At 62.3% G+C, this 25,129-nt stretch carries 23 protein-coding genes; 2 read left to right on the forward strand and 21 right to left on the reverse strand.

The genetic code is table 11. The features are described from left to right. Positions 1 to 74 precede the first annotated feature (74 nt). From ACN9M1_RS10630 to ACN9M1_RS10640, 3 genes are all read right to left on the reverse strand, one after another. Entirely contained in the window at positions 75 to 728 is a 654-nt protein-coding gene (locus ACN9M1_RS10630; RefSeq protein ID WP_426394195.1) for a methionine ABC transporter permease, read from the reverse strand. Continuing rightward, the gene (locus tag ACN9M1_RS10635) at positions 718 to 1,767 is read right to left on the reverse strand and encodes a methionine ABC transporter ATP-binding protein (RefSeq protein WP_426394197.1); all 1,050 of its coding nucleotides are present in this window, start codon (positions 1,765 to 1,767) and stop codon (positions 718 to 720) included. Before ACN9M1_RS10635 ends, ACN9M1_RS10630 begins: the two co-directional genes overlap by 11 nt. Positions 1,768 to 1,933: 166 nt before the next feature. Beyond that, positions 1,934 to 2,857 (reverse strand): histone deacetylase family protein, encoded by a 924-nt coding sequence (locus tag ACN9M1_RS10640; protein WP_426394199.1) that lies wholly within the window; start codon positions 2,855 to 2,857, stop codon positions 1,934 to 1,936. Between the two features lie 132 nt (positions 2,858 to 2,989). On the opposite strand from ACN9M1_RS10640, the gene mltB reads away from it, so the two are divergent. Then, on the forward strand, positions 2,990 to 4,114 hold the full coding sequence (mltB, locus tag ACN9M1_RS10645; protein WP_426394201.1) for a lytic murein transglycosylase B: 1,125 nt from the start codon (positions 2,990 to 2,992) through the stop codon (positions 4,112 to 4,114). Between the two features lie 67 nt (positions 4,115 to 4,181). Here the strand turns inward: mltB and cysM are convergent, their stop codons facing one another. From cysM to gyrA, 17 genes are all read right to left on the reverse strand, one after another. Then, on the reverse strand, positions 4,182 to 5,084 hold the full coding sequence (gene cysM, locus ACN9M1_RS10650) for a cysteine synthase CysM (protein WP_426394203.1): 903 nt from the start codon (positions 5,082 to 5,084) through the stop codon (positions 4,182 to 4,184). A gap of 112 nt (positions 5,085 to 5,196) precedes the next feature. Continuing rightward, a complete protein-coding gene (locus tag ACN9M1_RS10655) occupies positions 5,197 to 5,520 on the reverse strand; it encodes a ComEA family DNA-binding protein (protein ID WP_426394205.1) in 324 nt (107 codons plus the stop codon). Between the two features lie 138 nt (positions 5,521 to 5,658). Next, entirely contained in the window at positions 5,659 to 6,654 is a 996-nt protein-coding gene (gene rfaD / locus ACN9M1_RS10660) for an ADP-glyceromanno-heptose 6-epimerase (protein WP_426394207.1), read from the reverse strand. After that, positions 6,651 to 7,592, reverse strand: coding sequence for a D-glycero-beta-D-manno-heptose-7-phosphate kinase (gene rfaE1 / locus ACN9M1_RS10665; protein ID WP_426394209.1), 942 nt, complete (start codon positions 7,590 to 7,592; stop codon positions 6,651 to 6,653). Before rfaE1 ends, rfaD begins: the two co-directional genes overlap by 4 nt. Before the next feature lie 37 nt (positions 7,593 to 7,629). Further along, positions 7,630 to 8,994, reverse strand: coding sequence for a UDP-glucose dehydrogenase family protein (locus ACN9M1_RS10670; protein ID WP_426394210.1), 1,365 nt, complete (start codon positions 8,992 to 8,994; stop codon positions 7,630 to 7,632). Positions 8,995 to 9,059: 65 nt separating this feature from the next. Then, on the reverse strand, positions 9,060 to 10,334 hold the full coding sequence (lapB, locus tag ACN9M1_RS10675) for a lipopolysaccharide assembly protein LapB (RefSeq protein WP_426394212.1): 1,275 nt from the start codon (positions 10,332 to 10,334) through the stop codon (positions 9,060 to 9,062). A 3-nt stretch (positions 10,335 to 10,337) separates the two neighbouring features. Beyond that, on the reverse strand, positions 10,338 to 10,670 hold the full coding sequence (locus ACN9M1_RS10680; protein WP_426394214.1) for a LapA family protein: 333 nt from the start codon (positions 10,668 to 10,670) through the stop codon (positions 10,338 to 10,340). A 178-nt stretch (positions 10,671 to 10,848) separates the two neighbouring features. Next, positions 10,849 to 11,277 carry an integration host factor subunit beta gene (locus ACN9M1_RS10685; protein ID WP_426394216.1) on the reverse strand — a complete coding sequence of 143 codons (429 nt, stop codon included), beginning with the start codon at positions 11,275 to 11,277 and terminating at the stop codon, positions 10,849 to 10,851. Between the two features lie 45 nt (positions 11,278 to 11,322). Then, entirely contained in the window at positions 11,323 to 13,011 is a 1,689-nt protein-coding gene (gene rpsA, locus ACN9M1_RS10690; protein WP_426394218.1) for a 30S ribosomal protein S1, read from the reverse strand. 142 nt (positions 13,012 to 13,153) lie between these two features. After that, a complete protein-coding gene (cmk, locus tag ACN9M1_RS10695) occupies positions 13,154 to 13,849 on the reverse strand; it encodes a (d)CMP kinase (RefSeq protein WP_426394219.1) in 696 nt (231 codons plus the stop codon). Positions 13,850 to 13,876: 27 nt separating this feature from the next. After that, positions 13,877 to 15,181, reverse strand: a complete 1,305-nt coding sequence (gene aroA, locus ACN9M1_RS10700) for a 3-phosphoshikimate 1-carboxyvinyltransferase (protein WP_426394221.1) — start codon at positions 15,179 to 15,181, stop codon at positions 13,877 to 13,879. 25 nt (positions 15,182 to 15,206) lie between these two features. Then, entirely contained in the window at positions 15,207 to 16,115 is a 909-nt protein-coding gene (locus ACN9M1_RS10705) for a prephenate dehydrogenase (protein WP_426394223.1), read from the reverse strand. A gap of 87 nt (positions 16,116 to 16,202) precedes the next feature. After that, positions 16,203 to 17,327, reverse strand: coding sequence for a histidinol-phosphate transaminase (gene hisC / locus ACN9M1_RS10710; protein ID WP_426394224.1), 1,125 nt, complete (start codon positions 17,325 to 17,327; stop codon positions 16,203 to 16,205). A gap of 96 nt (positions 17,328 to 17,423) precedes the next feature. Further along, positions 17,424 to 18,539, reverse strand: coding sequence for a prephenate dehydratase (gene pheA / locus ACN9M1_RS10715; protein ID WP_426394226.1), 1,116 nt, complete (start codon positions 18,537 to 18,539; stop codon positions 17,424 to 17,426). Between the two features lie 87 nt (positions 18,540 to 18,626). Then, positions 18,627 to 19,763, reverse strand: a complete 1,137-nt coding sequence (serC, locus tag ACN9M1_RS10720) for a 3-phosphoserine/phosphohydroxythreonine transaminase (protein WP_426394228.1) — start codon at positions 19,761 to 19,763, stop codon at positions 18,627 to 18,629. 112 nt (positions 19,764 to 19,875) lie between these two features. Further along, positions 19,876 to 20,436: a DUF2059 domain-containing protein gene (locus ACN9M1_RS10725; RefSeq protein WP_426394230.1), complete on the reverse strand. Its 561-nt coding sequence runs from the start codon at positions 20,434 to 20,436 to the stop codon at positions 19,876 to 19,878. Positions 20,437 to 20,564: 128 nt separating this feature from the next. Further along, entirely contained in the window at positions 20,565 to 23,240 is a 2,676-nt protein-coding gene (gene gyrA / locus ACN9M1_RS10730) for a DNA gyrase subunit A (protein WP_426394232.1), read from the reverse strand. 431 nt (positions 23,241 to 23,671) lie between these two features. Here gyrA and ompA point away from each other — a divergent pair, with 431 nt between their 5' ends. Beyond that, positions 23,672 to 24,325, forward strand: a complete 654-nt coding sequence (gene ompA, locus ACN9M1_RS10735) for an outer membrane protein OmpA (protein ID WP_426394234.1) — start codon at positions 23,672 to 23,674, stop codon at positions 24,323 to 24,325. Positions 24,326 to 24,482: 157 nt separating this feature from the next. On the opposite strand, the gene ACN9M1_RS10740 is transcribed toward ompA, so the two are convergent. Next, positions 24,483 to 24,974 carry a glycine zipper 2TM domain-containing protein gene (locus tag ACN9M1_RS10740; protein WP_426394236.1) on the reverse strand — a complete coding sequence of 164 codons (492 nt, stop codon included), beginning with the start codon at positions 24,972 to 24,974 and terminating at the stop codon, positions 24,483 to 24,485. Positions 24,975 to 25,129: the final 155 nt, after the last annotated feature.

A 25,129-nucleotide genomic window follows, 5' to 3' on the forward strand; every position in this document is an offset into this window, starting at 1 on the left:
GCGCAACCGTACGTAAGTACGGTGAGCATCGCAGCGCCAAGATCGGGACGCGCAGTAGTTTTGCGGCGTCTCCTTTAACGATGGCTCAGGCGGCGCACGAGCCAATCGCCCGTGGATTGCACCGCTTGCACAAAGACGATCAGGATGACGACGACCGCCAGCATGATGTCCGATTCATAGCGCTGATAACCGTAGCGGATGCCCAGATCGCCCAGGCCGCCGCCACCAATGGTGCCCGCCATCGCCGAGTAGCCGACCAGGCTGACGAAGGTGATCGTCAGGCCAGCCAGGATGCCGGGCATCGCCTCGGGCAGCAGCACCTTGTAGACAAGTTGGCCGGTGGTCGCGCCCATCGATTGGGCGGCTTCGATCAGGCCGCGATCCACTTCACGCAGGGCGGTTTCCACCAGGCGCGCGATGAACGGAATCGCCGCAATCGTCAACGGCACGATGGCCGCGGCCGTGCCGATGGACGAGCCCGCCAGCAGGCGCGTGAACGGAATCACCGCCACCAGCAGAATGATGAACGGCACCGAGCGCACGGCGTTGACGATCAAGCCAGCGACGCGATTGAACACCGGCGCCGACAGCACGCCACCCGAGGCCGTCAAATACAGCAGCACACCCAGCGGCACGCCAAAGAGCGCCCCAATACCGCCGGACACGCCCACCATCGCCAGCGTTTCCCAGAAGGCCGGCAGAAACAGATCGGTCAGGTCAGACCACATGATTGATCTCCTCGACCACCACGCCTTGCTCGCGCAGGAAGTGCATCGCGTTGTTGATGTCAGCCGTTTCACCCGTGGCCAGGATCGCCAGCGAGCCGAAGGCCTGGCCCTGAATCTCGTCGATATGGCCGTGCAGGATGTTGAAGTCGAAGCCGTAAGTGCGGACGGCTTGCGCCAGCACGGGTTGGTCCACACCCTCGCCGGTAAAGGCGAGTCGGAACAGGTGGTCGCGTCCGCCGTGTTCGCGGGCAACCAAGCGGCTTTCAACCCGCGCCAGTACCGACGGCGGCAGTTCTTGCGAGATGACCTCGCCGATCAGCGCGCGCGTCACGTCGTGATGCGGCTGCAGGAACACGTCGATCACGCGGCCGAGTTCGACCACGCGACCGGCATCGAGCACCGCCACGCGATCGCAGACTTGCTTGATGACTTCCATCTGGTGCGTGATCAGCACGATGGTCAGGCCCAGCTCGCGGTTGATTTTGCGCAGGAGGTCGAGGATGGAGCGCGTCGTCTCCGGGTCCAGCGCGGAGGTTGCCTCATCACAGAGCAACACTTCCGGCTGGCTCGCAAGCGCGCGCGCAATACCAACGCGTTGCTTCTGCCCGCCCGAAAGTTGCGCCGGATAGCGGTCCTTGAACGCGGACAGGCCAACCAGGTCCAGCAGCGGCAGCACAATCTCGCGGATGCGCTCGCGCGAGGTGCCGGCCAATTCCAGCGGTAGGGCCACGTTGTCATACACCGTGCGCGACGTCAGCAGGTTGAAGTGCTGGAAGATCATGCCGATCTTGCGGCGCGCCTGGCGCAAACCGTCGGCGTTGAGTGCGGTGAGTTCCTGCCCCGCCACCGTGACGGTGCCGGCGGTCGGCTTGTTCAGCAGGTTGATGACGCGGACCAGCGTGCTCTTGCCCGCGCCGCTACGGCCGATGATGCCGAAGACTTCACCACGCTCGATGGTGAGGTCAACGTCGCGCAGCGCGTGGACGTCGGCGCCGCCCGCCCCCCGGAAGTGCTGCGAGATCCCCTTGAGTTCGATCATGAGTCCATACAAAAACGGCAACCGCCGCGAAACCAGGCCGTTGCCGTCTCTTTCTTATTTGAATGAGGCGCTAGTGTAAGGCAGCCACTACATGCGAGGAACGATTCTTTAACGATGTCTTTATTACTTTTACGAATGACATTGATGAATCGTTGGCGTCCATCGCCTAAAGCTCGGCCAGCGCCTTCACGTGCGCAACCACGCTGCGGCCGAGAGCGCTGAGATTGTAGCCACCCTCCAGGCAGCTGACGATGCGGCCTTTGGCGTGCACGCGCGCCAGCTGCATGAGCTGCTGTGTGATCCAGGCGTAGTCGGCTTCGACCAGGCCCATCTGGCCGAGATCATCTTCACGGTGCGCGTCAAAGCCGGCGGAGATGAACAACATCTCCGGCTTGAACGCTTCCAGGCGCGGCAGCCAGATCGTTTCCACCACCTCACGCACCGTCAGGCCATTCGTATAGGCGGGCAGCGGAATGTTGACCATGTTGGCCGCCACCGCTTCCGTGCCGGAATACGGATAGAACGGGTGCTGGAAGATGCTGCACATCATCACGCGGGGCTCGTCGCGGAAGGCCGCTTCGGTGCCATTGCCGTGGTGCACGTCAAAGTCGATGATCGCCACGCGCTGCAGGCCGTGGTGTTCCAGCGCATGGCGCGCGGCCACGGCCACGTTGTTGAAGAAGCAAAAGCCCATCGCGCGGCCGGGCTCGGCATGGTGGCCAGGCGGGCGCACGCTGCAGAAGGCGTTTTCCAGTTCGCCGGCAATGACCCTGTCCGTCGCATCCACCGCCGCACCTGCCGCCAGCACAGCGGCCATGTAGGTGTGCGGGTTCATCGAGGTATCGGGGTCGATCGGCATGTAGCCGGCAATCGGTACGCTGGATACCAACTCGCGCAGGTACTCGGGGCGGTGCACGCGGCACAATTGCGCCTCGGTGGCAGGCCGCGCCTCGCACGGCACGAGCAATTGGTCGATGCGGCTGGCGATGAGCTGATCTTCGATCGCGCGCAGGCGGTCCGGACATTCGGGATGGTGCGGGCCCATCTCGTGCCGGAGGAATTCGGGATGCGTGTAGAGGCCGGTCGCCATGTTGGTGTTGTGATCCGGGTGCTTCGGTGTCTCCAGCCGCTACGTTAGCACGGGTGCGCGACAACGCCGCACGACGGGGCGATCCACCAGAGCCATCCGCTACAATGCCCCGATCCTGTTTGAAGCCTGCCCATGAGCCAATCGCCCTCTTCCCGTCGTCCCGTATTGCGCGCCCTGATGGCGGGTGCCGCGCTTTCCGCACTGTCTTTCCCGGCGCTGTCGCTGGCGGCCAAGAAAGCGAGCAAGTCGCCCAAGCGCCGCGTTGCCGTGCATGAAGAAGAGATCGACCCGGATCGCTACCGCAACAATCCGCAGACGCAGGCCTTCGTCAACGAGTTGGTCGGCAAGTACAACTTCGATCGTGCATCGCTCGATGCGCTGTTTGCGGGTACGGCGTACTCCGCCACCGTTGCCCGGCTGATCCTGCCGCCGGCCACACCTGCACGCCGGAGCTGGACCGCTTATCGCGGCCGTTTCATCGAGCCCATTCGCATCAACGCGGGCGTGCAGTTCTGGCAGCAATACGGCGACACGCTGCGCCGTGCCGAGACCGAATTTGGCGTGCCGGCCGATGTGATCGTCGGCATCCTGGGCGTGGAGACCATCTACGGTCGCGACATGGGCAACTTCCGCGTGATGGACGCGCTGTCCACGCTTGCCTTCGACTACCCCGACACGCCCAACCGCGAAGACCGCAGCACGATGTTCCGCAACCAGCTCAAGGACTACCTGCTCTGGTGCCGCGACACGGGCACGGATGCGTTTTCGGTGCTGGGTTCATATGCCGGCGCGGTGGGCATTCCGCAGTTCATGCCGACCAGCATTCGCGAATACGCGGTGGACTATGACAAGGATGGCCACATCGACCTGCGCAACAGCGCGGTGGACGCCATCGGCAGCGTCGCGCACTTCCTGCAGATGCACGGTTGGGAGCCGAACCGCCCGGTGATGTGGAACATCGCCGGCGATGCGGACAGCCAGGGCATTGCGGCTGCAGCGGCCGATGGTCAACCGTATCCGCGCATGACGCTGTCCAAGCTCACGCGTGCTGGGCTGGCGCTGGCACCCGGCGTGGATACCGCTCGCGAGCAGGAAACCGAGGTGCTGATGATCGACCTGCCCACACCCGGCCAGCCGACCGAATACCGCGTCGGCCTGCGCAACTTCTACGTGCTCACGCGCTATAACCGCAGCTTCTTCTATGCAGCGGCGGTGTACGAACTCGGCCAGGCCGTACGACAAGCGATGCGCGGTTGAACGCCAGCATCCGGGCAAAGAAAAAGCGCAGCTTCGGCTGCGCTTTTTTATGCGACGTGGTGAGTCATCAGGCCGGGAACACACCCGTCGACAAGTAGCGATCGCCACGATCGCACACCACGAACACGATCGTCGCGTTCTCGACTTCTTCCGCAATCCGCAGCGCCACACACAGTGCACCGGCTGCCGAGATACCGCAGAAGATGCCCTCTTCGCGCGCCATGCGACGTGCCATGTGTTCGGCGTCAGACTGGCTCACGGGTTCGGTGCGATCAATAAACTTCGGATCGTAGATCTTCGGCATATACGCTTCCGGCCACTTGCGAATGCCCGGAATGCGCGAGCCCTCCTCCGGCTGCGCGCCGACGATCTGGATGGCCGCGTTCTTCTCTTTCAGGAAGCGCGAAACGCCGGTGATGGTGCCCGTCGTGCCCATCGCCGAAACGAAATGCGTAATGCGTCCCTCGGTCTGCTGCCACAGCTCGGGGCCGGTGGTCTCGTAGTGCGAGAGCGGGTTGTCTGGGTTGGCAAACTGGTCGAGGATGACGCCCTTGCCTTCCTTCTCCATCGCATCAGCCAAGTCCCGCGCGTATTCCATGCCGCCCTTAACGGGGGTGAGGATGATCTCCGCGCCATAGGCGGCCATGCTCTGACGGCGCTCCACCGACAGGTCTTCCGGCATGATCAGCACCATCTTGTAGCCGCGGATGGCAGCCGTCATGGCCAGCGCAATGCCGGTATTGCCCGACGTGGCCTCGATGAGCGTATCGCCCGGCTTGATGCGGCCGCGTGCTTCCGCGTGCTTGATCATGGACAGCGCGGGACGATCCTTGACCGAGCCAGCCGGGTTGTTGCCTTCCAGCTTGCCGAGGATGACGTTGCCGCGTCGCGCATTGGCTTCGCCAGGAATGCGCTGGAGCTGCACCAGCGGCGTATTGCCGATGGTGTCTTCAATGGTGGGATAAGCCATGGTGCGTAGGGAATGGAATCGAACCATTGTAATGCAGCAGGACAACCCTGCCCCGCGCATGGCAAAACGCCCCGCATGGGCGGGGCGTTGCGGCGGTCAGAAAATGCGGCGCTTATTTCTTCTTCGCGTCTTTGCTGTCCTTCTTGGCGGCTGCCGGTGCAGGTGCGGGTGCCACCGCACCGAACGTCAGGCCAGCGTTTTCCAGCTTGGCGAGCGTCTTGTCGCCAATGCCCGGCACGCGTGCCTTGAAGTCGGCGGCGTCCTTATAGGGGCCGTTCTTGGTGCGCTCTTCGATGATGGTCTTGGAACGCTTGGGGCCAACGCCCGACAAGGTCTCCAATGCAGCTTGGTCTGCCGTATTTGCATCCACCGCTGCCCATGAAACCGACAGCATGGACAACGACATCAACGCAGCGGCCAACAGCTTCTTCAACATAGGCTCCTCCAGATATTTTGGGGTAAGAGAAAAGAAAACCGCCACACGAGGTGACGGTTTCAGATCATCTTAAAGAGCATCGCAAAGATGCTGCTGCGTGCGCACAAAAAGTGACGCGCTGTCTGATCGAGCGGCAGATCAAGCCGGTTGTTTCAGCAACCACTGGCAGTAGCGCTCGACGCCTTCCTGCACTGTCAGGAACGGCGCCGTATAACCCGCCTCGCGCAGGCGCGATTGATCGGCTTGCGTAAAGCACTGGTACTTGCCGCGCAGCGCATCCGGGAACTTCACGTATTCGATCAGGCCTTCCTGTGCCAGCTCTTCGGTGGAGAGCACCGGCTTGCCTTCCGCCCCACGCAGCGTATTCACCACCGTGGTGGCGATGTCGTTGAACGGCTGCGCACGACCGGTGCCGAGGTTGAAGATGCCCGACTTGTCCGGGTTGTCGAAGAAGAACAGGTTGACCTTCACCACGTCTTCCACCGACACGAAGTCACGCATCTGGCCGCCCTGCGGGTAGCCGTTGTACTCGCCGAACAGTTTGACCGTGCCTTCCGCGCGGAACTGGTTGAAGTTGTGAAACGCCACGGACGCCATGCGTCCCTTGTGTTGCTCGCGCGGGCCGTACACGTTGAAGTAGCGGAAACCGACGATCTGCGACAGCGCCGTCGGCATGACGCGACGCACGACCTGGTCGAACAGCAGCTTGGAGTAGCCGTACACGTTGAGTGGGCGCTCGAACTCGGGCTCCTCGCGGAAGGTTTCCGACGCACCATACGTGGCCGCTGACGACGCATAGAGGAACTGCACGCCCTGGTCCAGGCACGCGCGCATCACCGCCAGCGTGTAGCGGTAGTTGTTGTCCATCATGTAGCGGCCGTCGGTCTCCATGGTGTCGGAGCAGGCACCTTCGTGGAAGATCGCGCGGACCTTGCCGAAATCGCCGCGTGCAAAGCGTTCGACGAATTCGGTCTTGTCCAGGTAATCGCTGATCTGGCAGTCGACGATGTTCTTGAACTTGTCGGCGCGCGTGAGGTTGTCGACGGCGATGATGTCGGTCTCGCCGCGCGCGTTCAGGCCCTTGACGATGTTGGCGCCAATGAAACCCGCTGCGCCGGTAACGATGATGGTCATGATGCTTGAGAGAAAAGTTCTGCGTGAGTAACGACGGCCGTGCCCAGCTTGCCGACCACGATGCCGCCCGCGCGGTTGGCGTACTGCACGGCTTCCTTGATGTTGGCGCCTGCGCCCAGCATTGTGGCCAGCGTCGCGATGACGGTGTCGCCTGCGCCCGACACGTCGAACACCTCGCGCGCCTGTGCCGATACATGCAGGACTTCGTGTTCGGTGTAGAGCGTCATGCCCTCTTCTGAGCGCGTGAGCAGCAGCGCTTCGAGCTGCAGTTCGCGACGCAGATTCTGTGCGCGGATGGTGAGGTCCTGCTCCGATTTCCACGTGCCGACCACCTGACGCATTTCCGCACGGTTGGGCGTGATCATGGTCGCGCCCTTGTAGCGCGAGTAGTCGTCGCCCTTCGGGTCAACCAGCACGCGGCGGCCTGCTTGGCGCGCGGCCTCAATCATCTTGCCCACGTGCGTGAGGCCGCCCTTGCCGTAGTCGGACAGCACCACCACGTCGTGCTGCAGCACCAGCGCGCCGAAACGATCGAGCACCGACATCAGCACTTCATGCGTGGGCGCGTTCTCAAAATCGACGCGGATCAACTGCTGCTGACGCGCCAGCACGCGCAGCTTGATCGTCGTGTTGACGGCCGGATCGCGATGCAGATGGCCAGTGACGCGGCTCTCACCAAGCAGCGTTTCGATGCTGCGGCCGGGTTCATCGTCGCCAATCACGCCGAGCATGCCGGCCTGCGCACCGAGCGCCGCGACGTTGCGTGCCACGTTGGCGGCGCCGCCCAGGCGCTCATCCTGGCGCTTGATCTGCACGACAGGCACCGGCGCTTCCGGCGAAATCCGATCGACGTCGCCAAACCAGTAGCGGTCGAGCATCATGTCGCCAACCACGAGAATGCGGGCGGCGTGGATCTGTTCGGAAGCGGACGTAGTCATGAGTCTAGGGTGTCGGCAGCAGCCGAGGTCACAGCGATTACGATTGAGTGGAGCGCCCGATGGCCTGGTATTCAAAGCCCGCATCGCGCATGGCTTGCGGCTCGAACAGATTGCGGCCGTCGAACACCATCGGCGTCTTCAGCAGCGCTTTCACGGCATTGAAGTCCGGGCTGCGGAACGCCTTCCACTCGGTCACGATGACCAGCGCGTCGGCGTTCTTGAGCGCGTCCATCTGACCTGCACAGAACGTCACACGTTCCAACTGTTCGGCAGAAAGATCGAGCGCCAATGCGTGACGCGCCTCTTCCATCGCAACCGGGTCATACACCTGCACGCGTGCGCCGCGCGAGAGCAGTGCCGCGATGAGGATGCGGCTCGGCGCCTCGCGCATGTCGTCAGTGTTCGGCTTGAAGGCCAGACCCCAGATCGCGAACGTGCGGCCGGTCAGGTCCGCGCCCATGCGGTCTTCGATCTTGGCGACCAGCACTTCCTTCTGCTTGTCGTTGACGGCCTCGACTGCCTCCAGCACGTGCAGTGTCTGACCGTATTCCTGCGCGGTGCGCACCAGCGCCTGCACGTCCTTCGGGAAACACGAGCCGCCGTAGCCGGTACCGGCGTAGAGGAAGCTGTAGCCGATGCGCGGGTCGGAGCCGATACCTAGGCGCACGAGTTCGATATCGGCGCCCACTTTGTCGGCGAGGTTGGCCATCTCGTTCATGAACGAAATACGCGTGGCCAGCATCGAGTTGGCGGCGTACTTGGTGAACTCGGCCGAGCGCACGTCCATGTAGAAGGTGCGTTCGTGGTTGCGATTGAACGGTGCATAGAGCGTGCGCATCATCGCCTTGGCCTTCAGGCCGTCGGCGTCACCATACGTGCCGAGCACGATGCGGTCCGGGCGCATGAAGTCGTCCACCGCCGCGCCTTCCTTCAGGAACTCGGGGTTCGACACCACCGAGAAACCGACGTCGGACTTGCCGCGCGTTGCCAGCACTTCACTCACGGCATCGCGCACCTTGTCACCCGTCCCAACCGGCACCGTCGACTTGTCGACGATCACCTTGAAGCTCGTCATGTGCTGGGCGATGTTGCGTGCCGCGGCCAGCACGTACTTGAGGTCCGCCGAGCCGTCTTCATCGGGCGGCGTGCCGACGGCGATGAACTGCACGTCGCCGTGTGCCACGCTGGCCGCCACATCGGTCGAGAATTGGATGCGCCCCGCGGTGCGGTTGCGCTCGATCAGTTCCTTCAGGCCAGGCTCGTAGATGGGCACGCCGCCGGCGTTGAGCAGGTCGATCTTCTTCTGGTCGACGTCGAGGCAGAACACGTCGTTGCCCAGTTCCGCCAGACAGGCGCCGGTAACCAGACCGACATAGCCACTACCGATGATGGTGATTTTCATACGAACACTTCAATGATTGAAAAAGCGCCGGCGCGGAGCACGAAAGCAAGCCGCACCGGACTGAATTACATGCTGGCCCCACCGCTGCCGCCGAGTGTCTCGGTGCGGCGCGGCGCGTAGGTTTCCCAGCGGTTGCAGCCGGGGCACTGCCAATAGAACAGGCGCGCGCGGAAGCCGCACTCCTGGCACGTATAGCGCGCCAGATTGCGGGTGCGGCTTTGCAGCAGATCGCGGATGGCGCCGAGATCCTGCGCGCGCTGGATGTCGGCGTTGCTGCCCGCTTCCACCGGATCGGCCAGCGCACTCTCGGCCACATCTGCGGTCGCCGGCGCTTCATGACCCACCGCCTCCGATGCGCGCGATGCCTCGGCCTCCACCAGCCGCGTCAACGCCATCAACGAGGGCTGGCGGCGGATCTGCTCACGCATCAATGCCACGGCATCATCAATGCCGTGCACATCCAACTCGTATTTGTAGACCGTATCGAGCAATTCAGGGCCCAGGCGCGCATCCATCTTGGAGCGCAGCCATGCGAGCCCCTCAGCCGCTCGGCCAAGTTGCACATACGCCTTCATCAGCCGCTCAGCCACCAGCGGCAGGAATGACGGATTCTGCTGCTCGATGCTGCGCCAGCGCTTGATGGCGCCTTCAACATCGCCCTGACCCTGCGCCACATCGCCGAGTTGGATGGTGGCGCGCACGTTTTTGGGGTTCTCATGCAGCGCACGTTCAAGCCATTCCACCGCAGTCGCCACATCCTTGCGTTGCAGCTTTTCCTGGGCCAACTCACAGCAGAACTGCGCGACCTGCACGGAATAATCCTTGCCTTGCAGTGCCTGCAGCTCGCGGGCCGCGTCGATGGCCTTGCCCCACTCCTTCTCGATTTCGTACAGCTCCAGCAGCACGCGCTTGGCCGGCTCTGCAAACGCGCCTTCCATCAGCATGCGCAGGGACTCTTCCGCACGGTCCAGCAAGCCTGCACGCAGAAAGTCTTGCCCCAGCTCGTACAGCGCGTGATCACGCTCGTTGGCCGGCAAGTCGGGGCGGTTGACGAGGTTCTGGTGCACCCGGATTGCTCGCTCGGTCTCGCCACGGCGGCGAAACAGGCTGCCCAGTGCAAAGTGCAGTTCAGTGGTTTCCGGATCCAGGCGTGCGACTTCGATGAAGGCGTCGATCGCCTTATCGGGCTGCTCGTTGAGCAGGAAGTTCAGCCCCTTGAAATACGAGCGCGGCAGCGAGGACTGCTCGGTGCGCAACTGGCGAGCATCAAGGCGGGCAGCCACCCAGCCCAAGCCAAACACCAGGGGGATGGCCAACAGCCACCAGAGATCAAAATCCATGCGTCAGACCTTGGGGCCGGGAACGTGATACGGGGAATCGGCAACGACGGGGCCAGACACTTCAGCCGGTGTCACCGTCTCTTCAGCCTTTTTCATACGGCCGATCTGGCGACGCAGGCGGCTTGCGGTAAAGCGATGCCGCATCACACGCGGCGCCATCGCCAACATGGCCAGCAGGATGCCAGCAGCGAAAAAGACCAGCGCAATCAAGATCAACGGCGCGCGCCAAGTCACGCCAAACGGCAGCACCAGCGAGACTTCCGCCGTGTTATGCAGTGCCAGCACAAAGAGCAGCACAAACAACAGGATGCGGATGACCCAGACGAGAAATTTCATGCGGATTCGGAAGCGGACGGCGGTGCAGCGACTGAGCGTGCGAATGCCGGGTTGTGCCGCATTGTAGCGGATTCATCTGTCAGCCAGCCACGCACGAGCGCGTACGCACGCGGGCTGCGCCAATAAAAAAACGCCCCGGCAAACCGGGGCGTTTCTGAAACCTCTTTGCAACCAAGGCTCACCGCGACATGACCAGCGGCACTGCCGTGTCCGCCGAAAATGCAGCGGCTTGGCGATTGCTGTCAGCCTGTCGAGCAGCCTTCACTGCCGTCAGCGACACCGCTGGCTCGCCCTCCGAAGAGAGTTCACCTTGTCGCTCCAGACTGCGGTCAACCCGTTCGCGCAACTCCTTGCCTGCCTTGAAATGCGGCACCCGCTTTTCGGGGACCAGCACCTTCTCGCCAGACTTGGGGTTGCGACCGACACGGGGCGGACGACGATTCAAACCGAAGCTGCCGAATCCGCGGATCTCGATGCGATGGCCGTCCGCCAGGGCGTCGGACATCGCATCCAGGATCGTCTTGACCGCGATGTCCGCATCCCGCAGCAACAGCTGCGGAAAGCGGGCGGCCAGCTTTTCCACGAGTTCGGACTTGGTCATGGGCATCGTGCGCGCGTCCTCGTCGTTCTGTAGGGTCGACCCGGTGGATGCTTACTGGTTGGTTTCGTTCAGCTTGGCCTTCAGCAGCGCGCCGAGGTTCGTGGTACCAGCCGTGCCGGTATCCGCCGAGAACTTCTGCATCGCTTCTTGTTGGTCAGCGCTGTCCTTCGCCTTGATGGAGACGTTGATGTTGCGCGACTTGCGATCGATGTTGACGATCATCGCGGTCATCTGTTCGCCTTCCTTCAGCACGTTGCGGGCATCTTCCACGCGGTCGCTCGAGATTTCCGAGGCACGCAGGTAGCCTTCCACGTCGTCAGCCAGTTGCACCACGGCGCCCTTCGGATCAACGGTCTTGATCGTGACATTCACGATCGAACCCTTGTCGTTGGTCGACACGAAGTTGTTGAACGGGTCGCCCGACAGTTGCTTGATACCCAGCGAGATGCGTTCCTTGTCGATGTCGATGGCCAGCACAACGGCTTCCACCTCGTCGCCCTTCTTGTACTTGCGAACGGCTTCTTCGCCGGTTTCTTGCCACGACAGGTCCGACAGATGCACCAGGCCGTCGATGCCGCCCGGCAGACCGATGAACACGCCGAAGTCGGTGATCGACTTGATCTGACCCGACAGCTTGTCGCCCTTCTTGTGGTTACGGCCGAAATCGTCCCACGGGTTGGCCTTGCACTGCTTCATGCCCAGGCTGATACGACGCTTGTCTTCGTCGATATCCAGAACCATGACTTCCACTTCGTCGCCCAGCTGGACAACCTTCGACGGAGCCACGTTCTTGTTGGTCCAGTCCATTTCCGACACGTGCACCAGACCTTCGATGCCGGCTTCGATCTCAACGAACGCGCCGTAGTCGGTCAGGTTGGTCACCTTGCCGAACAGGCGGGTGCCTTGCGGGTAACGACGCGAGATGCCGACCCACGGATCTTCGCCCAGCTGCTTCACGCCCAGCGAGACGCGGTTCTTCTCTTGGTCGAACTTGAGGATCTTGGCGGTGATTTCCTGGCCAACCGACAGCACTTCGCTCGGGTGACGCACACGACGCCATGCCAGGTCGGTGATGTGCAGCAGACCGTCGATGCCACCCAGATCCACGAACGCGCCGTAGTCGGTGATGTTCTTGACGATACCGTTGACGATCGCGCCTTCCTTGAGCGTTTCCATCAGCTTCTGACGCTCTTCGCCCAGCGTGGCTTCAACCACGGCACGGCGCGACAGCACAACGTTGTTGCGCTTGCGGTCCAGCTTGATGACCTTGAATTCGAGGGTCTTGCCTTCGTACGGCGTGGTGTCCTTGATCGGACGCACGTCGACGAGCGAACCCGGGAGGAATGCACGAATACCGTTGACCATGACGGTCAGGCCGCCCTTCACCTTGCCGGTCACGGTACCGGAGATGATCTCGCCGGATTCCAGTGCCTTCTCAAGGTTCAGCCACGAAGCCAGGCGCTTGGCCTTGTCGCGCGACAGGATGGTGTCGCCGTAGCCGTTTTCCAGTGCGTCGATTGCGACCGAAACGTAGTCGCCGACTTGCACTTCCAGCTCGCCCTGGTCGTTCAGGAATTCTTCGACCGGAACAAATGCTTCAGACTTCAGGCCCGCGTTCACAACGACGAAGTTGTGGTCAATACGCACAACTTCCGCAGAGATCACTTCGCCAGCCTTCATATTGGACTTGGCGATCGACTCTTCGAACAGGGCGGCAAAAGATTCGTTAATTTGGGACATAAAAAATAGGCATCCGCAGAACATGCCTCGCAGAGCGTTCGCTCAATGACGAATTGGCGAAGACACGCGCATGCGGGGTTACGAGTTGAACAACCGCCAGCAGCAACATGCCACCGGCACCGATCGGACCAATTCAGCCGGGTCAGCTCGCCTTGTTGGCGCCCTGCACCTGCCGGTACCAGTCCAGTACCTGCGCAACCACTTCATCGACCGACATGTCGGACGAATCCAGTTGCCGCGCATCTTGCGCCGGACGCAGCGGCGCGACACTGCGGGTGCGATCCCGCAAATCACGCGCTTCCAAGTCCTGCGAAAGACTTTCCACTGTAGCAGAAAAACCCTTTGCAATCAATTGTTTATAGCGCCGCTCGGCGCGTGCCTGCACGCTTGCCGTGAGGAACACCTTGAGCACCGCTTCGGGGAAAACCACCGTGCCCATGTCGCGGCCGTCAGCCACGAGGCCGGGTGCTTCCAAGAACGCGCGCTGACGTGCATGCAACGCCTCGCGCACCGCGCCGTGCACCGCAATCGCGGAAGCCTGGTTACCCACCGACTCATGACGTAACGCCAAGCTCACATCTTCGCCCTTGAGCCAGATGTGATCTGCCTTGAAGCGCACATCCAGTTCGCTGGCGATGCGGACGAGACTGGCGACGTCGTGATCATCGACGTTCTCGCGCATGCTGACGAGCGCCACCAAGCGGTACAACGATCCGCTGTCCAACAGGTGGAAGCCGAGCAAATCGGCAACCTGGTGCGCGACCGTGCCCTTGCCGGATGCGGTCGGGCCGTCGATGGTGATGACCGGGTACGGCGTGGAAGCAGCGGTGTCGGACATGATGAAATGCTGTCGGTTAATTGCGTTTCAAGCAGCGATACTGCCGAACGCCGTGAAATATTCGGGGAACGTCTTGGCGACGCAGCGCGGGTCGTTGATCCGCACCGGCACCGGGCCAAACGCGGCAAGCGAAAACGCCATCGCCATGCGGTGATCGTCGTAGGTGTCGATGCCGCCAGCGGGCGGGGTCCATTGCGATGGGGGCGTCACGCGGATGTAGTCGGCGCCCTCTTCCACTTCGGCGCCGAGCTTGCGCAGTTCGGTCGCCATCGCGCTCAGGCGGTCGGTTTCCTTGACGCGCCAACTGGCGATGTTGGTGAGCGTCGTGGTGCCGTCGGCAAACAACGCGGCCACGGCCAGCGTCATCGCCGCATCGGGGATGTGGTTGCAATCCAACTCGACTGCGTGGAGCTTGCCGTCGTCGCGCTCGACGCCACGGACTTCGATCCAGTTGTCGCCGGCCATGACGTTGGCCCCCATGCGGTTGAGCGCGTCGGCAAAACGGACGTCGCCCTGAATGCTCGACATGCCGACGCCCTCCACGCGGACCGGCCCGCCACCAAGCGCGCCCGCAGCCAGGAAGTACGAAGCAGACGAGGCATCGCCTTCCACGAAAATCTCGCCCGGCGCTTTGTACGCCACGCCCGTCGGCACGGTGAACGATGCCCAGCCGTCACGCTCGACCTGCACGCCAAAGCGCGCCATCAGATTCAGCGTGATCTCGATGTAGGGCTTGGAGATCAACTCGCCGACGACTTCGATCGTGACAGTGCCGGCGGACTCCACCAGCGGCAAGGCCATCAGCAGCGCGGTCAGGAACTGGCTCGACACGTCGCCGCGCACGCGGATCGGCGCGTCGATCTTGACGGAGGCGGCGTGGATCGCCAGCGGGGGGTAACCCTCGTTGCCGGTGTAGTCAATGCGCGCACCGACTTGGCGCAGGCCGTCGACCAGATCGCCAATCGGCCGCTCGTGCATGCGCGGCACGCCGTGCAGCGTGTACTCACCGCCTTGCAGGGCGAGCGCCGCAGTCAACGGGCGGATGGCGGTACCGGCGTTGCCCATGAACAAATCCGCGGACTTGCTCGGGAAACGGCCGCCCGTGCCGACGACGCGGTAATCATTCTCGCCCAGGCGCTCGACCGAGACGCCGAGCTTGTCGAGTGCAGCCAGCATGACGCGCGTGTCGTCAGAATCCAGCAGTTCGCGCACAACGGTTTCGCCCTGCGCGAGCGCAGCCAGCAGCAGCACGCGATTGGAGATGCTCTTCGAGCCCGGCAGCTTGATGGTGCCGCGCGCCGTCTTCAGCGGACCGACGTCGAGATGTTCCATGAATCCAGTGAGTTCAAAACAAACGTTATTCGGGTTGCGTGTCGGCGCCATTTCCTGATGCCACGCGCTGCGGCCAGGCCAGACGCGCGTCGCTGGCGCGGCGGAACACGCGTTCCAGCGCCGCGCCGTCGCGCTCGGCAATCATCGCTTTCAGGCGACCGATGACGGCTTCGTAGGTGTTCAATTCGCGCAGCAATGCCTCGCGGTTCGACAGGCAGATATCGCGCCACATCTCGGGCGACGAAGCAGCGATGCGCGTGAAATCACGGAAGCCGCCGCCGGCGAAATCCAGCTTAAGGTCGGCGTCTTCGGCATTGATGATCTGCGCGACCAGCGCATACGACAGCACATGCGGCAGATGGCTGACAGCAGCAAACACCGCGTCGTGCTGCACGGCCGACATGATGTGGCAATACGCACCAGCCGCTTCCCACATCGCCTGCACACGGGCGACATCGCTGCGGCGGTTTTCCTGCAGCGGGCACAGCACAGTCTTCTTGCCGACGTAGAGATCCGCCAGCGCGGCTTCCACGCCGTTCAACTCGCGGCCGGCAATCGGATGCGCCGGCACGAACTGACTAACCTGGTCGCCCAGGGCCGTTTTGGCAGCCATGATGACGTCGGACTTGGTGCTGCCGGCATCCGTGACGATGGTGTCCGGGCCCAGGTGCGGCTGCATGGCGAGCAGCAGCGGCAGCGTCTGCGCCACCGGCGCGCAGAGCACGACCATGTCGGCGCCCCGCACGGCTTCTTCCATCGGCAGCGCCTCGTCGATCACGCCCAGGCGGATCGCTGCTTCCAGCGACGCGGCCGAACGCCCGACGCCAACGATATGCCCGACCACACCCGCACGGCGCAACGCCAGTGCCAGCGAACCGCCGATCAGGCCAACGCCGACAATCACCAACCGGGAACTGGAAAAAGAAGAGGCCACAACACCGCCCTGCCAGAAAAAAAGCAAAGCGGCATTGTAGCCCGATGTGCGCGGTGCCCGATGCCCGCGCGGGGGGCGCAACAGAAGTTACGCGGCGGCTTTTTCCTGCGCCAGCGCCACTTCCAGCGCCTCAATAAACGTGGCGTTCTCTTCGCGCAATCCAATGCTGATGCGCAGCCACTGCGGCAGACCATAGTTGCCGACCGGACGCACGATGACGCCCTGCTTAAGCAGCGCAACGTTCACGCGCGCACCGGCGCTATTGTCGTCGCCCACGCGCACCAGCACGAAGTTGCCCGAGGACGGCACGTACTCCAGGCCCAGACGATCGAACGCCTCGGTCAATTGCGCATAGCCAGCGGCATTCAGTTCCGCCGATTGACGTAGGAATTCCGCGTCATTGAGCGCAGCAACGGCTGCAGCTTGCGCCAAGCTGTTGACGTTGAACGGCTGACGAATGCGGTTGAGCAGATCGGTCAATTGCGGCTGCGCAATGCCGTAGCCCACGCGTAAACCGGCCAGCCCGTACGCCTTGGAGAACGTACGCGACACCAGCAGGTTCGGATACTGACGCACCCAGGCCGTCGAGTCGTATTGCTGCTCGGGCTTCAGGAATTCGTTGTACGCCTCGTCCAGCACCACGACCACGGTCGGCGGCACCTTGGCCAGGAACCCGGCAATCTCGTCGGCCGACAGGAACGTGCCAGTGGGATTGTTCGGATTGGCGATGTAGATCAGGCGCGTGTCCGGCGTGATAGCGGCAGCCATCGCATCAAGATCGTGGCCATAGTCGCGGGCCGGCACTTCAATGGCGCGCGCGCCTACTTCCTGCGCTGCCAGCGCATACACGGCAAACGAATGCTCCGCGTACATCACGCCCTGCCCGGGTTCCACAAGCGCGCGTGCTGCGAGTTCGAGAATGTCGTTGCTGCCGTTGCCGAGCGTGATCCACGTTTCGGGCACGCCAAACTTGGCATGCAGCGCAGCCTTCAGGCTGAAACCGTTGGCATCGGGGTAGCGCGCCAGTTCGTCAATCGCAGCGGCCATCGCGTTCTTGGCCGATTGCGGCATGCCCAGCGGGTTTTCGTTGGATGCGAGCTTGATGATGCGCGCCGCATCCAGGCCGAACTCGCGTGCCACTTCGGAAATCGGCTTGCCGGCCACATAGGGGGCGATGGCGCGGACATACTCAGGGCCGAACTGCAAAGACATCGGGTGCTCCTTTGGTATCGGCGCCCCGCCCATGCGAGGCGCGCTTCTGAATCCCTCGGGAGCGCTGCAAACCAGCGCCGGTTTGCCTCGTTCCCGCTAGTGTGCCGAGGGGTACGACCCCAGCACTTTGAAATACGCTGCGTCATGACGCAGCTTTTCCAGCGCCCGCGCCACCTGCGGGTCACGCTGATGGCCTTCCACGTCGACGTAGAAGTAGTACTCCCACGCGCCGCTGCGTGCCGGCCGCGACTCGAAGCGGCACATCGACACGCCGTTGTCCGCCAGCGGCGCCAACAGTTTGTAGACCGCACCGGCCTCATTCGGCACCGACAGGATCAGCGAGGTGTGATCGCGCCCGCTCGGCTCGGTTTCGTAGTTGCCGATGACGACGAAACGCGTGCGATTGTGCGGATCGTCTTCCACGTTGGCGCGCACCACATGCAAACCGTAGCGGTTGGCTGCCTGCACGCTAGCCAACGCCGCAACCGTCTCGTCTTCACCTGCCATGCGCGCGGCCTCGGCGTTGCTCGACACCGCTTCGCGCGCCAGATGCGGATAGTGCGTGTTCAGCCAGCGCTGGCACTGCGCCAAGGCCTGCGCGTGAGCGCACACCACCTTCACCTGCGACATGTCGCCCGTCTTGTGCAGCAGGTTGTGGTGCACCCGCAGCGCAATCTCGCCGCTGATCTTCAGCGACGTCTGCAAGAACAGATCCAGCGTGCGCGAGACCACGCCTTCCGTCGAATTCTCGACCGGCACCACGCCGCAATCGACCGAGCCTGACTCCGCCGCACGAAACACCTCGTCGATACTCGGGCACGGCACCGGCTGAATCTCGTGGCCAAAATGCGCGATCACCGCCTGTTCCGAGAACGTGCCCGCCGGGCCGAGATAACCGATGCGCAGCGCCTGCTCCAGGCCGCGACAGGCGGACATCACCTCACGCCAGATCGCGGCGATGCTCTCGTCGTGCAGCGGACCCGCGTTGCTCGATTGCATCTTGCGGATGACCTGCAGCTCACGGTCCGGCCGGAACGCCGGCGACGAATAGCGCTTCTTCACCTCACCCACTTCCTGCGCCACCTTGGCGCGGTCCGAGAGCAAGGTCAGCAGTTGGCTATCGATGGCATCGATCTGCGTGCGCAACGGTGCCAACTCCGCCGACAATGCGGCGTCCTTGTTTTGTTTCGTATCGTCTGACTGACTGGTCATTGTAAGAATCGGGTTCGGCAACGGATTGCAAATTGCCGCGCGAAGCGGGCGCTTCGCGCAATGTTCTGCCGTGGTTTGACGTGCAGCTTAAGCGGAGGCCCGCTCAAACTCGCGCATGAAGTCGACCAGCGCTTCCACACCTTCCAGCGGCATCGCGTTATAGATGCTCGCCCGCATGCCGCCCACGGACTTGTGGCCCTTGAGTTGCACCAACCCGCGTTCGCGCGCCTGCGTGAGGAACGCCTCGTTACGGGATTCGTCGTTGAGGAAGAACGGCACGTTCATGCGCGAACGGCAGGTCGGATCGATTTCGTTACGATAGAAGCTGCTGGCGTCGATGAAGTCATACAGCATCTTCGACTTGATGATGTTGCGCGTCTCCAGCGCCTCAACGCCGCCCTGGCGCTTGATCCACTGAAACACGAGCCCGGCGATATAGATGGCGTAGGTGGGCGGCGTGTTGTACATCGAGCCGTTCTCGGCCACGAGGCGCCAGTTGAACGCCGATGGGCACAGCGGGTGCGCATGGCCCAGCAAATCCTTGCGCACGATGGCAATGGTCAGGCCAGCGGGGCCGATATTCTTTTGCGCGCCGCCATACAGGACCTGGTAACCGTTCCAGTCGATCGGTCGCGAGAGGATGTGGCTCGACACGTCGGCCACCACCACGCGCCCGTGCGATTGGCCGATATCCGGTGTCTCTTGATATTCCACCCCGACGATCGTCTCGTTCGTGCACAAGTGCACGTAGGCCGCATCGCTCGACAACTGCCACGTCGACACATCGGGAATCTTGTGGAACCGCTCGGCCTCGCTGGTGGCGGCGATATTCACGTCGCCGTACTTGCGCGCTTCCTGCTGCGACTTCACCGACCACGTGCCGGTAACGACGTAGTCGGCCTTCGGCGCATCCACCGACAGCCGGCGCATCAGGTTCAGCGGCACGATGGCGTTCTCGGCGATGGCACCACCCTGGAGGAACAGGATCTCGTAGTTCTCGGGCACCGCCAGCAACTCGCGCAGATCACCAAAGGCTGCGGCCAAGATGCTTTCGAACTCGCGGCCGCGATGGCTCATTTCCATCACGCTCATGCCGCTGCCATGCCAGGAGAGCATCTCCTTTTTCGCCTGTTCCAGCACTTCGGCCGGCAGCACCGCCGGACCTGCCGAAAAGTTGTACACGCGCGCGTGGCTGGCTTGGAGAGCTCGATCCGCTTGGTTCATGGGGCGAAGGACAAAAGAAAATGGCTGTCTGGGCGCAAACCCAAACAGCCATTATCTACCAACTGGCGGCGCGACGGGGATTGCGCCCCAATCGTCCACCTATGTCAGTCAATTACTTCGAAGCCGCGGAAACTTCCTTGTCAGCCATGTCGCGCATCTTCTTGCCGACTTGCGGACCATACTTTTGCATCACACTGCCCCACACGTCTTGCATGGCCTTGCCTTGATTCTGCATGAAGGCTTGGCCGCTCGGCGTCTTCAGGAATGCCGTCAGATCCTTGATTTGTTGCGTGGTGTAGACCTTACCCAGCGAGTCATAGTGGGCTTGCAGAGCATCCTTGCGGAACGCATCGGTATCGAAGTCCTTGCCAGCACCGTCAGTCATACGTTGCACAGCGCCGTTCTTCTTCAGCTTTTCAACGGCAGCCTGCTTTTGCTTGTCGTTCAGGGTCTTGTTTTCGACCAGAGCCTGCTCCAGCACCAGCGGGGCTTCCTGCTTGGCGCCATTAGCCAGCACTTCACCCTGACCCTTGATCGCTGCGTCGACGTTCATCGTCGTCAGCAGGTCCTTGATGGCTGCCGTCTTGTCGGCATCGCCAGCTTGGGCGAAAGCAAACAGCGGAGCGAAGCCGGCCACCACGATCAGATGTTTCAGTTTGAGACTCTTGTGCATTGTTGCTCCCTTAAGATAAGCGTTGCCGTTGGGCCGGGCGGGTGATGTAAAAGTTCCAATCCCTTGCCGCGCACAGGTCCGGCATCATGACAGAACTGCGCTCTGCGGCAAGCAAAAGATGTTTCTAATTATGTCTCGCTGCTGTCATCCGACTGTGCGTCCGCGTCGGGCGCAGCCTCTGCCGCATCAGCGTCCTCGACACTCTCAGACCCTTCTGCATCGGACTCCACCACGCGCTGCAGCCCGGACAGCTTGTTGCCCTCGCCCACCGAGATGAGCGTCACGCCCTGCGTCGCGCGGCCCATTTCGCGGATCTCGTCCACACGCGTGCGGATCAGCACGCCGCCGGTCGTGATCAGCATGATTTCGTCTTCCGGCGCCACCAGGGCGGCAGCCACCACCTTGCCGTTACGCTCGGAGGTCTGGATCGCGATCATGCCCTTGGTGCCGCGACCATGACGGGTGTACTCGGAGATCGGCGTACGCTTGCCGTAGCCATTTTCGGTGGCGGTCAGCACGCTGCCGATGCTTGTCTGCGCGCCCTCGCCTTCGGCTTCCGTCTCAGCCGGCGCCACCAGCATGGCGATCACCTGCTGACCCTCTTCCAGGTTCATGCCGCGCACGCCGCGCGCCTGGCGACCCATCGGACGCACATCGTTCTCATCAAAGCGCACGGCCTTGCCTGCATCCGAGAACAGCATCACGTCGTGCTGGCCATCGGTAATGGCGGCGCCAATCAGGAAGTCGCCCTCGTCCAGATCCACGGCGATGATGCCGGCCTTACGCGGGTTCGAGAAATCGGTCAGCGCCGTCTTCTTGACCGTACCCTTGGAGGTGGTCATGAACACGAAATGCTGCTCGTCGAACTGCTTGACCGGCAGGATCACGTTGATCTTCTCGCCCGGCGACAGCGGGAACATATTCACGATCGGGCGGCCACGCGAGTTGCGGCTGCCAGCCGGCACTTCCCACACCTTCAGCCAGTACAGACGGCCGCGATTCGAGAAGCAGAGGATGTAATCGTGCGTGTTGGCGACAAACAGCGTGTCGATCCAGTCATCTTCCTTCGTCGCGGCGGCTTGCTTGCCACGGCCACCGCGCTTCTGCGCACGGTACTCGGAAATCGGCTGGCTCTTCATATAGCCGCTGTGGGACAACGTCACCACCAGATCTTGCGGCGTAATGAGGTCTTCTGTATCCAACTCCGTGGCATTGTGCTCGATCTGCGAGCGACGCCCATCGCCGAATTCCGCGCGGATGGCGGTAAGTTCCTCGACGATGATCGCAGTAATGCGCTCCGGGCGCGCCAGGATGTCCAGCAGATCGGCGATCTGCGCCATGACTTCGCGGTATTCCTGAACGATCTTGTCCTGCTCCAGCCCGGTGAGGCGTTGCAGGCGCATCTGCAGAATTTCCTGCGCCTGCGTGTCCGACAGCTTGTACAAGCCATCGCCTTGCATGCCAAATGCGGGCAGCAGACCTTCCGGGCGATAGGCGTCACGCCCGCCCGCGGTTTCACCTTCGGCACGCGACAACATTTCACGCACCAGACCGGAATCCCAGCTACGGCTCATCAGTTCAGCCTTAGCGACCGGCGGGGTCGGTGCAGCCTTGATGATGGCGATGAACTCGTCGATGTTGGCCAGCGCTACGGCCAGGCCTTCCAGGATGTGACCACGCTCGCGCGCCTTGCGCAGATCGAACACCGTGCGACGTGTCACCACCTCGCGGCGGTGCAGCAGGAAGCACTCCAGCATCTGACGCAGGTTCAGCAGGCGCGGCTGGCCGTCGACCAGCGCAACCATGTTCATGCCGAACGTATCCTGCAGCTGCGTATTCTTATAGAGGTTGTTGAGCACAACCTCCGGCACTTCACCGCGCTTGAGTTCGATCACCACGCGCATGCCGGACTTGTCCGACTCGTCGCGAATGTCCGAGATGCCCTCGATGCGCTTCTCCGTCACCAGCTCGGCGATGCGCTCGAGCAGCGTGCGCTTGTTAACTTGATAGGGCAGCTCGTCGACGATGATCGCTTGGCGCTGGCCGCGGTCGATATCCTCGAAGTGCGTTTTGGCGCGCATCACCACCCGGCCACGACCGGTGCGGTAACCCTCACGCACGCCCGAGATACCGTAGATGATGCCGGCGGTCGGGAAGTCCGGCGCGGGGATCAACTCGATCAGCTCATCCACCGTTGCGTCCGGATTACGCAGCAGATGCAGGCAACCGTCGACAATTTCGTTCAGATTATGCGGCGGAATGTTGGTCGCCATACCGACCGCGATGCCGGACGAACCGTTGACCAACAGGTTCGGAATGCGCGCCGGGAGGACCGAGGGCTCGCTTTCGCTGCCATCGTAGTTCGGCTCGAAATTGACGGTTTCCTTGTCGAGGTCGGCCAGCAGTTCGTGGGCGATCTTCGACAGGCGGATTTCGGTGTACCGCATGGCTGCGGCGTTGTCGCCGTCGACCGAGCCAAAGTTACCTTGCCCGTCGACCAGCATGTAGCGCAGCGAGAAGTTCTGCGCCATCCGCACGATAGTGTCGTATACAGCAGTGTCGCCGTGGGGGTGATACTTACCGATCACATCCCCGACGATACGTGCGGACTTCTTATAGGGACGGTTCCAATCATTGTTCAGCTCGTGCATCGAGTAGAGCGCACGACGATGCACCGGTTTGAGACCATCCCGTACATCTGGAAGGGCGCGGCCCACGATCACGCTCATGGCGTAAGCGAGGTACGAACTGCGCATTTCCTCTTCGAGCGATACCGGGAGTGTCTCTTTGGCGAATTGATCCATTGGGCGAACGGTGGGAGGCCCGGCAGTGACCACGATCGTGAGCACTACAAGGCGCTGCGGTTGCGCGAATAACAGAACATTTTACCATGCCGCAAGCCCCCTCCCCTCACACAGACGTGCGGCGCATGCTCAACCCGGGCACGTTCCCTGCGAAGGAGACCAAAACCGCCGACCCAATCCCCATAAGGGTTTGCGAGCCGTTTGCTGCCTTGTTGCGTACACACCACAAGGCCGTGGTGCCCCGTTCGAATCGCTTATATTTGCTTTTTAGGAGTGCGTGCTTGTGGCACAATCCCCCAGCGAAGAGGCAGACATTGTTCGAAGTGGCGAATTCGCTACATCGAGGATGCTACACTCCGAAGAATGTATGACTTGTTTTCGTCCCATCTGCTCGCAGTCTTCTGCGGTGATCTCATCCTGAGAGGAGAAATATGAAAAAATTTGCCAAGCTCGCGTTCGCTGCAGCTGCGGTAGCCATGGCTGCGTCCGCTTACGCTCAGTCGGTGCCCTACGAAAAGAAGGCCGTCAACGACAACTGGGGTAACGGCACGAGCGAGTGGGTCTGGAAGAACGGCACGAACGAACTGTGCTGGCGCAATGGCTTCTGGACGCCGGCAACGGCCAACGCTCAGTGCGATGGCGCACTGGCTCCGGCAGCTGCTCCGACGGCTGCTACGCCGACGGCTCCGACGCCGGTTGCCCCGACCAGCGAGAAGGTCACGTTCGCTGCTGACACGCTGTTCGACTTCGACAAGGCTGTGCTGAAGCCGGAAGGCAAGGCCAAGCTGGACGACCTGGTCTCGAAGCTGCAAGGCATCAACCTGGAAGTCGTGATCGCCGTTGGCCACACCGACTCGTTCGGTTCGGACAAGTACAACGACCGCCTGTCGGTCCGTCGTGCTGAAGCCGTCAAGGGCTACCTGGTCAGCAAGGGCATCGAAGCCAACCGCGTGTACACGGAAGGCAAGGGCAAGCGCCAGCTGAAGGTGGATCCGAAGTCGTGCAAGGGCGCTCGCAAGGCACAAATCGCCTGCCAGCAACCGAACCGCCGCGTGGACGTGGAAGTGGTCGGCACCAAGAAGTAATTCGGTTCCTGCCAAAGAAAAAGCCCAGCTTTCGCTGGGCTTTTTTTTGCCCGCGTGTCGGGCGCCGATGCGTTGCTTAGCTCGCCGACATGCGAGGCTGCAAAAAGGCGGTGACGCGCATGCGCCACCGCTCGGACTTCTACCTGCTCTATCTCTATTAGTAGGACGGCGTCGCCTGATCGTTGGCGACCATGGCGCGATCACCAACGCGGAGGTTGTTCGGGTTCTTTTGCGTGACGGTGGCTACGCGGCCATCATCCAGGCGCACGCTGATGCGATACACCGTCTGCCCGCCGGCACCCGCCCGCTGCTCGACCTGGTTACCTGCGTAGGCACCGAGTGCCGCGCCACCGATGGTCGCGACTGTGTTACCCGTACCGCCGCCCACTTGATGGCCCAAAATACCGCCCGCCACACCACCAATGATCGTGCCCAGGATGCCCGGGCTATTGGCTGGCACCTGCATCGGCTGGATCGACTCCACCCGACCGTACAATGCGCCCGGCTGCTGCTGCGGCTGGCCACCATAGGCCGGCGGCGGAGCATACCCGCCACCGCCATATCCGCCGCCATAACCTGGCGCGGCGCAACCAGCCAGCACCGTCAGGCCCACAATCCCGAGTCCCGCCAGAATTTGTTTGGATTTCATGATCTCTCCTTGAAGGAAGGGTGACAGTTGGAGAAAGCGCATGCGCGTTTGTTCACCTCTGTTTCAATGTGAAACCTTTTTCCTGGTGTGCGTCATTTGGTGGGGACGGTGCTTTTTGGTACATTTCCTCACCTAGCCGAACCGCCCAGGCGCAG

Origin of the sequence: Ralstonia sp. R-29, assembly GCF_049913345.1 — a bacterium.
Classification (GTDB): Bacteria; Pseudomonadota; Gammaproteobacteria; order Burkholderiales; family Burkholderiaceae; genus Ralstonia.

Coding starts and splice junctions, on each gene's coding strand:
- ACN9M1_RS10680 (WP_426394214.1), bottom strand. CDS start 10,670: ATGAAATTTCTCGTCTGGGTCATCCGCATCCTGTTGTTTGTGCTGCTC.
- aroA (WP_426394221.1), bottom strand. CDS start 15,181: ATGGAACATCTCGACGTCGGTCCGCTGAAGACGGCGCGCGGCACCATC.
- cysM (WP_426394203.1), bottom strand. CDS start 5,084: ATGGCTTATCCCACCATTGAAGACACCATCGGCAATACGCCGCTGGTG.
- rfaE1 (WP_426394209.1), bottom strand. CDS start 7,592: ATGACTACGTCCGCTTCCGAACAGATCCACGCCGCCCGCATTCTCGTG.
- ACN9M1_RS10655 (WP_426394205.1), bottom strand. CDS start 5,520: ATGTTGAAGAAGCTGTTGGCCGCTGCGTTGATGTCGTTGTCCATGCTG.
- hisC (WP_426394224.1), bottom strand. CDS start 17,327: ATGTCTTTGCAGTTCGGCCCTGAGTATGTCCGCGCCATCGCCCCCTAT.
- ACN9M1_RS10740 (WP_426394236.1), bottom strand. CDS start 24,974: ATGAAATCCAAACAAATTCTGGCGGGACTCGGGATTGTGGGCCTGACG.
- cmk (WP_426394219.1), bottom strand. CDS start 13,849: ATGTCCGACACCGCTGCTTCCACGCCGTACCCGGTCATCACCATCGAC.
- mltB (WP_426394201.1), top strand. CDS start 2,990: ATGAGCCAATCGCCCTCTTCCCGTCGTCCCGTATTGCGCGCCCTGATG.
- ompA (WP_426394234.1), top strand. CDS start 23,672: ATGAAAAAATTTGCCAAGCTCGCGTTCGCTGCAGCTGCGGTAGCCATG.
- pheA (WP_426394226.1), bottom strand. CDS start 18,539: ATGACCAGTCAGTCAGACGATACGAAACAAAACAAGGACGCCGCATTG.
- ACN9M1_RS10630 (WP_426394195.1), bottom strand. CDS start 728: ATGTGGTCTGACCTGACCGATCTGTTTCTGCCGGCCTTCTGGGAAACG.
- lapB (WP_426394212.1), bottom strand. CDS start 10,334: ATGGATTTTGATCTCTGGTGGCTGTTGGCCATCCCCCTGGTGTTTGGC.
- gyrA (WP_426394232.1), bottom strand. CDS start 23,240: ATGGATCAATTCGCCAAAGAGACACTCCCGGTATCGCTCGAAGAGGAA.
- serC (WP_426394228.1), bottom strand. CDS start 19,763: ATGAACCAAGCGGATCGAGCTCTCCAAGCCAGCCACGCGCGCGTGTAC.
- ACN9M1_RS10635 (WP_426394197.1), bottom strand. CDS start 1,767: ATGATCGAACTCAAGGGGATCTCGCAGCACTTCCGGGGGGCGGGCGGC.
- ACN9M1_RS10640 (WP_426394199.1), bottom strand. CDS start 2,857: ATGGCGACCGGCCTCTACACGCATCCCGAATTCCTCCGGCACGAGATG.
- ACN9M1_RS10685 (WP_426394216.1), bottom strand. CDS start 11,277: ATGCCCATGACCAAGTCCGAACTCGTGGAAAAGCTGGCCGCCCGCTTT.
- ACN9M1_RS10670 (WP_426394210.1), bottom strand. CDS start 8,994: ATGAAAATCACCATCATCGGTAGTGGCTATGTCGGTCTGGTTACCGGC.
- rpsA (WP_426394218.1), bottom strand. CDS start 13,011: ATGTCCCAAATTAACGAATCTTTTGCCGCCCTGTTCGAAGAGTCGATC.
- rfaD (WP_426394207.1), bottom strand. CDS start 6,654: ATGACCATCATCGTTACCGGCGCAGCGGGTTTCATTGGCGCCAACATC.
- ACN9M1_RS10725 (WP_426394230.1), bottom strand. CDS start 20,436: ATGCACAAGAGTCTCAAACTGAAACATCTGATCGTGGTGGCCGGCTTC.